At 52.8% G+C, this 11,073-nt stretch carries 8 protein-coding genes; 7 read left to right on the forward strand and 1 reads right to left on the reverse strand.

Annotated elements, in window-relative coordinates; all coding sequences use genetic code 11:
• Positions 1-124 precede the first annotated feature (124 nt).
• Complete coding sequence (locus I2G40_RS09300) at positions 125-538, forward strand: hypothetical protein (protein ID WP_138112739.1); 414 nt, start codon at positions 125-127, stop codon at positions 536-538.
• A 669-nt stretch (positions 539-1,207) separates the two neighbouring features.
• Complete coding sequence (locus I2G40_RS09305; RefSeq protein WP_195544898.1) at positions 1,208-3,055, forward strand: hypothetical protein; 1,848 nt, start codon at positions 1,208-1,210, stop codon at positions 3,053-3,055.
• Between the two features lie 132 nt (positions 3,056-3,187).
• On the opposite strand, the gene I2G40_RS09310 is transcribed toward I2G40_RS09305, so the two are convergent.
• Complete coding sequence (locus I2G40_RS09310) at positions 3,188-5,659, reverse strand: glycosyltransferase family 2 protein (RefSeq protein WP_117747065.1); 2,472 nt, start codon at positions 5,657-5,659, stop codon at positions 3,188-3,190.
• Positions 5,660-5,815: 156 nt separating this feature from the next.
• Between I2G40_RS09310 and rfbA the strand changes: the two genes are divergently transcribed.
• The 5 genes from rfbA (at position 5,816) to I2G40_RS09335 (ending at position 10,904) form a co-directional block, all read left to right on the forward strand.
• On the forward strand, positions 5,816-6,715 hold the full coding sequence (rfbA, locus tag I2G40_RS09315) for a glucose-1-phosphate thymidylyltransferase RfbA (RefSeq protein WP_195544899.1): 900 nt from the start codon (positions 5,816-5,818) through the stop codon (positions 6,713-6,715).
• A gap of 94 nt (positions 6,716-6,809) precedes the next feature.
• A complete protein-coding gene (locus I2G40_RS09320) occupies positions 6,810-7,247 on the forward strand; it encodes a DUF4869 domain-containing protein (RefSeq protein ID WP_117747067.1) in 438 nt (145 codons plus the stop codon).
• A gap of 9 nt (positions 7,248-7,256) precedes the next feature.
• On the forward strand, positions 7,257-8,231 hold the full coding sequence (locus I2G40_RS09325) for a hypothetical protein (RefSeq protein WP_117747064.1): 975 nt from the start codon (positions 7,257-7,259) through the stop codon (positions 8,229-8,231).
• 75 nt (positions 8,232-8,306) lie between these two features.
• A complete protein-coding gene (rfbB, locus tag I2G40_RS09330) occupies positions 8,307-9,326 on the forward strand; it encodes a dTDP-glucose 4,6-dehydratase (RefSeq protein WP_195544900.1) in 1,020 nt (339 codons plus the stop codon).
• A 123-nt stretch (positions 9,327-9,449) separates the two neighbouring features.
• Entirely contained in the window at positions 9,450-10,904 is a 1,455-nt protein-coding gene (locus I2G40_RS09335) for a sugar nucleotide-binding protein (RefSeq protein WP_195544901.1), read from the forward strand.
• The last annotated feature ends 169 nt before the right edge of the window (positions 10,905-11,073 follow it).

Here is an 11,073-nt window from a genome sequence, read left to right on the forward strand (position 1 = left end):
ACGGTGGCCATTATTCGGTGACCGGGATTGGTCAAAATAGTTTGACTATTAGCGGCTAAAATCGCCCGGCGCTAACATTAAGGGAGTGTTTCTCCCTATTGGAAAAGTTGCAGTTGGCTGCTTCGTGTCTATCGCCGTTTGGTTTATAGCCGACAGAGCTTCTTTTAGCATTAAAGATGCGGTCAAGAAGCTAATAATTCTTAATAATGAGGTTGTTTTTTACAGTATAACTTTAGGGATTATTTCTATTTTTACGGGCAGTTTGCCCCTTTCGGCCTCTTTCTTTATCAATACGGTCTTTCCAATTGCCACGGGGTATGGATGGTGGTTTAACACTTCTGATGCCGGCCTTATTTTGCTGCTCCCCTATATATTGGAGGGGCTTCGAGCCTGTAGTAGAAGCGAGCACAAATTCCTTTCACTATCATTATCGTTTGCATTTGGATTATTTCGATATTTGCCGTTCGTTTCGTTTCCAGCCGAAGGAATGCTCATCGATCTCATCGTTCTCGCAATTGGTGTCTGTTATTTACGATAACAGTAAATTTTAATACCACTAGCTGGAATAAGTTGGCGCTTGTTGGGACTGCATGTTTTATATCAGGACTTCTCTTGCTGTACCTTCCGTATCATTCGCAAGGAATAATTCACGACTTTGCTGTGAATCTATTAAACGGGTATGTTTATTCATCAGCTAGCATTCTTTCAATGGGTCTCTCGTTTGCAGTATTTCTATCAGTATTTAAATTGTGTCTGAAATATTAATTTAATTCTGCCCGTGTCAATTGGCTTGCGGGATCCGCTTTTGCCGTATATCTGATTTCCGACAATTCACTTGCTCAAAGCTGGCTCTGGAAGCGTCTGTTTACCTTTACCAATCTGGGAAATCAACTTGGAATACTGTTAGTGATGGTGATTCCATCGCTGGTGATGGCTTGTTGCCTGACTGTCGATATCGGAAGAAGGACGATTAATTCACACTTATCTTTGACTAAAAAGTCGTTTGTCTAACATTGATCACTCTCGTCTGCTGCTCCATAATTGCCTAATAGATATACAATCCATATGCTGATGAGTGATGTGTCGTTTTATCTGATGCGACATGTTAAACGATTTTTTGGGCATGCTGTTTATTTTGGGAACTGTGGCTCTAGGTCGATTGTGCCTGGATATTCAAAGGTTTATCTGATTACATAGGAAGAGTGAAATGATGAGAAATCGGCATTTGAGTTTATTCAGCGCGATTTGTCTTGTATCAATTTGTTTCACCCCTCTTATATGGCCTACGACCGCATTTTCATTATCTTATGATTATGCAGTTGAAGGCGCTGATGGATCTTTGGTTCAAGCGGGCCTGGAGGCATTTGGGACACTGGGCGGCGACCGCTTGACTTCGGATTCCGTTAATTTAAAAGCGTCTATTGATTTTTCGACATATGAATATACCGGCGCCGCGATTACTCCTGAGGTTTCTGTTTTTGCCGTCGATGGGTCTGTGCTAGTAAACGGTATCAATTACGAAGTCTTGTATTCAAATAATGTTGCCCCTGGCTGTGCCGCTATAAGTGTGAATGGGCTAGGGGATTACTCCGGTATTTCAGCCCAGTTGTCATTTCGAATTGTTCGTTCCTCCGATAATAGCATCGCTCTTCCTGGTTCTTGGGCCTACCAAAATGGTAAATGGTGGTGGAGATATGAGGACGGTGGCTGGCCGTCAAACTGTTTTCTGACTATTGGGGGAGCGGAATATTATTTTGATTCCGAAGGCTACGCAGCTACTGGCTGGAGATATCTGAGTGATGGATGGCACTTATTCTCTGGGTCCTGTGCGCATTTGAAGGGATGGGCTGCCAGCGGTAGTCATTGGTTCTACCTTGACGAAACATCAGGTTTAATGAAGACCGGCTGGGTTTTAGTCAATCATAACTGGTACTATTTGGACCTTTCGGGCGCTATGCAGACTGGCTGGCTGTTCCTTGACAATACTTGGTATTGGCTTGAACCTTCTGGATTAATGGCTACGGGCTTTAAACTTGTTAACGGTGCGTTGTATCATTTTTCTCAATCTGGATCCATGAGCACTGGTTGGTTTGTTGACGATGGGACATGGTATTGTGCCAATGCCACTGGAGCGATTCGCGCTGGATGGTTTTACTATGGCTCTAACTGGTATTGGCTTGATCCTAACAATAATGGTGCCATGCTCCTAGGTTTTCAAACTGTGAATGGCTCTATTTATTATTTGGATCCCGATAGCGGTGGTGCATTAGAGTGCAACGCCTGGATCTTCTCGCAAGATGGAAGCGCATATTATGCGTGCGGCAGTGGAGCAATTGTGTTAACGGGTGTCAAGGACAGCGTGGGCGCGATTAAGCTCAACGACGCCGAAGGAAAGCCCATGGTAGGCTGGTATTGGTCTTCCGCTGCTCAGACGTGGTTTTACACAGATTCAGACGGGGTGCTGCAGCACGGTTGGCAATTAATTGGCGAGAGGTGGTATCACCTCGACAACGAATCTGGCGTTATGAATACAGGCTGGTTCCGCGATGCTGACAGGCTATGGTATTACCTTATGTCGTCAGGTCAAATGGCAACCGGCTGGAACAGTATCGATAATGGCGAGTATTTCTTTAATGCAGCTGGTGCTTGGGTAGAGCCCGAACGTTCTGCCCACACTTCCTCTCAGTCTCAAATTGTTGGCCGCTGCTACAACGTTCCTTCTCCTGGAGTGGGGTTGTGCTCGGAGTGGGTTAGCGAGGTTTTTTATCCCGTGCTAGGGTCTTATCCCAACGGTGACGCATGCGACATATTTTGGAATTGGTGTCACAGTCGAGATATATCGCAGCTTAAGGTTGGAATGATAGTTGCGGTCCCTACTCATACGCATACAAATGCGGGGGCTCGCTGGGGACACATTGCTATTTACGTCGGTGACGGTATGGTTATGGATAACATCGGCTACATCAGGACGACATCACTGGCCTGGTGGCTGAACTACTACCACACTACCGCTACGCCTCAGTGGGGCTGGGTTTTAAATACGCCTTTGGAATAAGATGCTCTCTGACTGTCGAGTGAAGGACAACTTATCACAATAGGGGAATCGAGGGTTAATCCTCGATTCCCCTATCTAGCCTAGACACATGCTAATTTGCCTAGATTGAATAAGAAAAGAAATGCAAACTTCTTATAAATGATAATAACGATTCGCGGGTTCCCCGACGGTGAAGTTTGGATTCATATAAGGATCGCCTTTGACGTAATACTTAGCCCATCGATAATTCATGTACGCGACCTCTTTGTGGAAGCGAATCTGCTTCTCCGTATTGTTTTCAACGCCTCTAGAAATCGACTCGTAGTGATAGAGCTCGACTTCGGGTGTGTATACAATTAGGTCGTTGATCTCGCGTAGCTTTAAGCAAAAGTCAACGTCATTAAATGCAACTTGAAGCTCTTCCGTGAAACCTCCGACTTTCTCATATTCATCACGCTTGGTCATTATGCAAGCTGCGGTGACGGCGCTGAAGTCTTGTTGTGCATCGTTGAGTGCAAAGTAGCCCCAGTTATCCCTTGGCATGCTTTGGCAAAGATGTCCTGCCACGCCACCAGTGACGCATAAGCCCGCGTGCTGGATGGTGTTGTCGGGATAGTAGAGTTTTGCACCAACTGCGCCAACATCCTCACGTGCGCAGATGCCAAGCATAGTCTCAATCCAATTGGGCGTAATTACCTCAGTATCGTTATTCAACAGCAAGAGATAGTCGCCCTTGGCGTGAGCAACGCCAAAGTTCATGAGCTTGGAGAAATTGAATTCGTGCTTCCAAGTTACAAGACGAACGATGTCAGGATATTTTGCTTGCAACTTATCGTAATAATCGAACGTCTCCTTTTCTGTGCTGTTGTTTTCGATTATGACAAGCTCGAAATTGTCGTACGTTGATTTCTCAACAATTGACTTAATGCAGTTGTCCAGAATGTTGGCGTGGTCTTTAGTTGGAATGATAATTGACACGAGTGGATGGGAATCTGGCACAGCGTAGGTTACTTTATATGTAAAGGGACGACGCGCTTGTTCGACCTTCGCATTGAGCCCAAGCCTGTCCAAATGACTCTGGACCGCTTTGATACCTGCGATAGTGGCATACGGCTTGCTATCGGCATTTGCTGCGGTGGAGGTCTCGCTTAGGCGCCAGTGATATAGAACCTTTGGAACATGATGAACTTTCCTTGCCTTTTCCACGGCGCGGAGAGTCAGATTATGATCCTGCGCTCCATCGAACTCTTTCGTGTTCGGTTCTAGAGTGTCAAGCAGAGACTTACGGATGGTAAGCATATGGCAGATATAGTTATTGTTTCTGAGCAGATCGATATTGAAATCCGGCTTAAAGAACGGCTGCGCTAGCTTTCCATCAGGCATGAGTTTATCTTCATCACAATATAGAAGATCGACGTCATCATTGTTTTCAATTGCCTCGGCATATGAGAACAACAAGTCCGGTTCAAGAATATCGTCATGGTCAAAGAAGCTAACGAAATCACCCGAAGCGATGGCAACGCCGGCGTTTGTATTTTCGGAAATGCCCTTATTCTCGGTAAGGTTAATTGATTTAATTCTGTTGTCGTGGGCCGTCTCCTGCTCAACGTGAACCTTTAGTTCCTGATTGTCAGGACTTGCATTAACTAGGATGAGCTCCCAGTTTGCATAAGACTGGTTTTTTACGGATTCGGTCATATCGTTAAAGAACGAAATGGGTGTGTTGTATAGAGGGACAATAATGCTGAACTTCGGAGCACTGTTGAAGACGATTTTTCTCTGCTTCTCCAGAGCGCCGATGGTTGCCTTATGCTCCGTGAACCATTCGGGGTATTCAGGGTCAAACTGCGCATGGGTAAAGAGAAAGTTGGTCTCCTCAAGAAGCAAGCCTAACTTATCGGGTGTTAAGCAGTCAAATGCACTGAATGATGGGTGATTTTGATCGTCAATAACAAAGTAGTAACGATCGAACGCCTTTGGCATTCGAATTGAGAGCTGCGTTTCAAGCTGCTTTTTCTCAGACGTAAATCCAACGCTTGTTACATTCGAACCGAAATTGACGATGCTCAAATTAACTTCATTAAGGGTTCGATCGAAACAACGAAGTTTGATTTGCGAGTCGCTACGATAAGGAGTTCTCACCGTGCACCTAAGGATATAGTCGCTTGAATCTTCGATGCACTGCCAGAAATCAATCGTTGCCATGTCAAACTCTGAAACGTCATCGTAGTTTCGGAGTTTGCTGCACATGTCAGGTTTAATTTTGTAGTTAAGGCGCGACTCCCATTTGATGTTCTTGCAATTTAGCGAAAGGGAGTCGCTGCTCAGGGTGCGACCGTCTTGGCCGATTTCGCTAAACTCAATTTTGATGGTGCGAGCATCGGGATCGGGGACTACAAGGACGTATGAGTTCGAGTCACAACTATTGTCCCGGAATTTTAGGAGGGATAAAGGTGAGCGGCGGTTATCGTCTGTAGCCGCCTGGGCTGTTACGCTGGAGCCTTTATGGATGCCTTCAATCTTAAGCTGCTGGTAGATTTTCCAGTTTCCTCTGCATACTCCGGTTGTTTCGACTCGCATTGTTTGCCTTTCGTTTGTTGGACACTGCTCATTGTACTTTTTCATTTGTTGCCTCGCTAGAAATGCAGAAAGAGTTGCGTGTTTCTGCTGTCCGATTTAAATAAGAAGACGGGGAGGTTGCTGCCGGTGCGTATAATTTAATTAACTATGCATCTGTAATCAGCGGCTTTTGCTCAACGATTGTCAATCGAGAGGATTTTTATGAAAGGCATCATCCTCGCCGGCGGGTCCGGCACCCGCCTATACCCGCTCACGCTCGTGACCTCCAAGCAGCTGCTGCCGGTCTACGACAAGCCCATGATCTACTACCCGCTCAGCACCCTCATGCTGGCGGGCATCCGGGACATCCTGGTCATCTCCACGCCGACCGACCTGCCCAACTTCGAGCGCCTGCTCGGGGACGGCTCGCGCTACGGCGTGAACCTCTCCTACGCCGAGCAGCCCTCGCCGGACGGCCTGGCGCAGGCCTTCACCATCGGCGAGGAGTTCATCGCCGGCGAGCCGTGCGCGCTGGTGCTCGGCGACAACATCTTCTACGGCAACGGCCTGTCGCGCCACCTGACGCGCGCCGTCCAGAACGCCGAGTCGGGCCGCGCCACGGTCTTCGGCTACCACGTGGACGACCCCGAGCGCTTCGGCGTCGTGGAGTTCGACGGCGAGGGGAGGGCCGTCTCCATCGAGGAGAAGCCCGAGTGCCCCAAGAGCTCCTACGCCGTCACCGGCCTGTACTTCTACCCGGGCGACGTGGCCGCCAAGGCGCATGAGGTCGAGCCGTCGGCCCGCGGCGAGCTGGAGATCACCACGCTCAACCAGATGTACCTGGAGGAGGGGACGCTGTCCGTGGTGACCCTCGGCCGCGGCTACGCGTGGCTGGACACCGGCACCATGGAGAGCCTCCACGAGGCGGCGGAGTTCGTCCGCGCCGTGGAGCACTCCCAGGACCTGCCGGTGTCCGTCCCCGAGGAGATCGCCTGGGAGAACGGCTGGATCACGACCGCCGAGCTGGAGGAGGCGGCCAAGGCCTACGGCAAGTCGGTCTACGGGCAGCACCTGAAGAAGGTCGCCGCCGGCGAGATCGTCAACAGCCCGCGCGAGTACTAGCGCAAGCTTGTTTTCTTTAGGGGTCACCGTTTATCTGGTGGCCCCTTTCGTTATGATTACGTTGACCATAAAGACAATATGATTGGGAGTGGATGTGTTAAGCGTCTACTTTGGCGATATGCCAGAAGCGATTTACAACACAGCGACATATTTCAAAAACTCTTACCGGTCTTCTTGGATTACGGATCCCTATGCAGTCTCGATAATTAAAGATGTCGATCGATCGGTTGTTGTCTCCGAAAACGTCATCGAAAGCCCTGTGCTTGGATCCATCTCCCCACTCCAGCTTTCTGGTGGCGTGAAAACGCTGCTGCTTATGAGATTTGATCGTAAGCATATTTTTAACGCTTCTACCTGTGGTGACAACTGTGCCAAGTGGATTCTCGACATGGCGAAAGACCGCAAGCTCGTTGTGAATCTCTATCATGTGATGGACTTTGGTCGCGAGGATTTTAAAATTAAAGTCGTGAATAGCGGCCGAATCGTTCACAGCATGGCCGATTTGATTCACGAGTCGATTCCGTATCTGTAGGTGCTGCTTATGAACGGTTCGCATCTCGTTAAGATTTCCCGCCGCAGGGGAACCAAGTACACATTTACCATTAAACGGAACATTACTATTGTGCGTGGGGATAGTGGCACGGGTAAGACGACACTGTTTAACATGGTCGCAGACTACATGCGAACGGGCGAGCAGTCGGGTGTTTCCTTGCAATGCGATTGTCCCTGTGTCGCCCTGACCGATTATGATTGGCGAAACCAGCTTTCGTCCGTTCATGACTCGATTGTATTTGTCGATGAGGGCTTAAAAGAGATTCATTCTGATGAGTTTGCCCATCATGTGCTGTATTCCTCGAATTATTTCGTGCTGATCTCAAGGGCTGATTTCCCCAATCTTCCGTATAGCGTGGATGAGATTTACAAGATTAAGACGAGCGGAAAATACCATTCTTTCGTCCCTGTTTATCAAGATCGCGGGAATCATCGTTATGCTATTTCCCGGTCGGCGCCAAAACAGGACTTTTCTATCCTTCTATGCGAGGACAGTAAGTCTGGTTTCCAGTTCTTTGAACGGCATTTCGCTGACAGTGAGCTTACCTGTACTTCGGCCATGACGAACAGCGCGATTTTGGGCTGGTTGGATCAGCATCTCGACGATCGCGTGTTTGTTGTCGCGGACGGGGCGGCATTTGGGTGCTATGCGGACCGCGTCCTTAAGCTGCAAGACATTCACCGCGATACTGTTACGGTTTGTCTTCCCGAATCATTCGAGTGGCTTCTACTGAGCTCCGGCGTAATTTCAGGGCTAGATGCCAAAGCAGTTCTGCAAGAGCCGGAAGCGTTTGCAGACAGTGAGAAGTTTAAAAGCTGGGAGGACTTCTTCTATAAGTACTTACGCGATAAAACTGGGAATTCGGTCTTCCGGTACGACAAAGACTGCATTCCGGAGGCGTTTTGTAGGGGAAGTAATTCTGCGAAGGTTATGGCTCTTATCGCGTGCCGAAATGTCCGATAGTTTTGTTGAATAGTGTCGCGGCATCACTTCCTGCGGCATACTAAAGAAGCTGTACATGCTTCAGATTGGATTTTCATGTCTGAGATTTTTGAACCTAAGAACATCATCGTCACGGGCGGCTGCGGCTTCATCGGCAGCAACTTCGTGCACTACGTGGTCAACAACCACCCCGGGGTGCACGTGACCGTCCTGGACAAGCTGACCTACGCCGGCAACCCCGAGAACATCGCGGGGCTGCCGACGGACCGCGTGGAGCTCGTCGTCGGCGACATCTGCGACGCTGGGCTGCTCGATGAATTGGTCCCCGGCCACGACGCGATCGTCCACTACGCCGCCGAGAGCCACAACGACAACTCCATCGCCGACCCTGAGCCGTTCCTGCGCACCAACGTGGAGGGCACCTTCCGCCTGCTGGAGGCCGTCCGCAAGCACGGCGTCCGCTACCACCACGTCTCCACCGACGAGGTCTACGGCGACCTGGCGCTCGACGACCCGGCGAAGTTCACTGAGGAGACGCCCTATAAGCCGTCCTCTCCGTACAGCTCGACCAAGGCTTCCTCCGACATGCTCGTCCGAGCGTGGACCCGCACCTACGGGCTTCGCACCACGATTTCCAACTGCTCCAACAACTACGGCCCCTACCAGCACGTGGAGAAGTTCATCCCCAGGCAGATCACCAACATCGTCGACGGCGTGCGCCCCAAGCTCTACGGCCGCGGCGAGAACGTCCGCGACTGGATCCACACCGAGGACCACTCCAGCGCCGTCTGGGACATCCTCACGAAGGGGCGCATGGGGGAGACCTACCTCATCGGAGCCGACGGGGAGAGGAACAACATCACCGTGCTGCGCATGATCCTCGAGGCCATGGGAAAGGACCCCGAGGACTTCGACTGGGTCGTCGACCGCCCCGGCCACGACCGCCGCTACGCCATCGACTCCACCAAGCTCCAGCGCGAGCTGGGCTGGAGGCCGGCGCACACCGACTTCGCCGGGGGCCTGAAGCAGACCATCGACTGGTACGTCGCCAACGAGTCCTGGTGGCGCCCCGCCAAGGAGGCCACCGAGGCCCGCTACCGCGCGCAGGGCCAGTAAGACTGCATTCCGGCGAACCGCACCGCGGGGCGCCCGCGCGGGGATGCAGGGCATGGGGATGATCCTGCGTCCCCGCGCGGGCGCCCCCGGTTACCCAACCTCTTCGATAGGAGCTTTTCCCACATGGCAGACATCGCATTCGAGAAGGACCTCTCCGTCGCCGAGACCGGCATCGAGGGCCTCAAGGTCGTCGACCTCGCCGTCCACGGCGACTCGCGCGGCTGGTTCAAGGAGAACTGGCAGCGCGCCAAGATGACCGCCCTGGGCATCCCGGACCTCAGGGTCGTCCAGAACAACATCTCCTACAACGACAGCCGCGGCGTCACCCGCGGCATCCACGCCGAGCCCTGGGACAAGTTCATCTCCGTGGCGCGCGGCAGCGTCTTCGGCGCCTGGGTGGACCTGCGCGAGGGCAGCGAGACCTACGGGAAGGTGTTCACCTGCACGCTCGACCCGTCCAAGGCCATCTACGTCCCGCGCGGCGTGGGCAACTCCTTCCAGGCCCTGGAGGACGGCACCGCCTACACCTACCTGGTGGACGCCCACTGGTCCCTCGAGCTCAAGAAGACCTACACCTTCGTGAACCTCGCCGACCCCGAGCTCGCCATCGAGTGGCCGATCCCGCTGGACCAGGCCACCGTCTCCGAGGCCGACCTCAACCACCCGATGCTCGCCGACGTCGTCCCCATGGCGCCGAAGAGGACGCTCGTCACCGGCTGCAACGGCCAGCTGGGCCATGCTGTGCGCAGGCTGGCGGAGGAGCGCGGCGTCGCCAAGGACTTCGACTTCTGCGACATAGACACCTTCGATATGTCAGACCCGGACGCCTACACACAGTACGACTGGTCGCTCTACGGCACCGTGATCAACTGCGGCGCCTACACCGCCGTGGATAGGGCGGAGACCGCCGAGGGCCGCGCGACCGCCTGGAAGGCCAACGCGACCGGCCCCGCCCTCCTCGCCCGCACCTGCTCCGAGCACGGGATCACCCTGGTCCACGTGTCCTCCGACTACGTCTTCGACGGCACCGCCGAGGTGCATGACGAGGACGAGCCCTTCTCCCCGCTGTCCGTCTACGGCCAGACCAAGGCCGCCGGCGACATCGCCGTGGCAGGGTGCCCCCGCCACTACATCATGCGCAGCTCCTGGGTCATCGGCGAGGGCCGCAACTTCGTGAAGACCATGAAGGGGCTGTCCGACCGCGTCGCCGACCCCGAGGACAAACTCACGCAGGTCACGGTCGTGGACGACCAGCTGGGACGCCTGACCTTCACGCGCGACATGGCCGGAGCCATCTTCCACGTGCTGGGGACGCACGCCCCCTACGGCACCTACGACTGCACCGGCTCGGGTGCGGTCAGGTCCTGGGCGGACATCGCCCGCGCCGTCTTCGAGGCCGCCAACGGCAACGGGGACAGGGTCGTGCCGGTATCGACCGCCGACTACTACGCGAGCGCCGCGGGCCCCATCGCCCCGCGCCCGGTCCACTCCGCGCTCGACCTGTCCAAGCTCGAGGCTGCCGGCTTCCACATGCCCGACTGGGAGGAAGAGCTGGGGGAGTACATCAAGACGCTCTAGCCGCTATTAACTTTTCGAGAGTAAAAGCCGCCGTTCTTTAACGGCGGCTTTTCTTGTTGGTGGCTATCTGCGCAGTGGTGCCAATAGTATTTGGCTCTGTTAGACCAGAATTGACATATAGGTGATGCCACCGTGGTATAATGAAACCAGCAACCACGGCATTGGAGCA

The sequence above is a fragment of the Collinsella aerofaciens genome (assembly GCF_015558785.1).
Lineage (GTDB): Bacteria > Actinomycetota > Coriobacteriia > Coriobacteriales > Coriobacteriaceae > Collinsella > Collinsella aerofaciens_P.

Excerpts from the sequence above, each read along its gene's own strand:
- I2G40_RS09325 (WP_117747064.1), top strand. The coding sequence starts at position 7,257 with ATGAACGGTTCGCATCTCGTTAAGATTTCCCGCCGCAGGGGAACCAAG.
- I2G40_RS09335 (WP_195544901.1), top strand. The coding sequence starts at position 9,450 with ATGGCAGACATCGCATTCGAGAAGGACCTCTCCGTCGCCGAGACCGGC.
- rfbB (WP_195544900.1), top strand. The coding sequence starts at position 8,307 with ATGTCTGAGATTTTTGAACCTAAGAACATCATCGTCACGGGCGGCTGC.
- rfbA (WP_195544899.1), top strand. The coding sequence starts at position 5,816 with ATGAAAGGCATCATCCTCGCCGGCGGGTCCGGCACCCGCCTATACCCG.
- I2G40_RS09310 (WP_117747065.1), bottom strand. The coding sequence starts at position 5,659 with ATGAAAAAGTACAATGAGCAGTGTCCAACAAACGAAAGGCAAACAATG.
- I2G40_RS09305 (WP_195544898.1), top strand. The coding sequence starts at position 1,208 with ATGATGAGAAATCGGCATTTGAGTTTATTCAGCGCGATTTGTCTTGTA.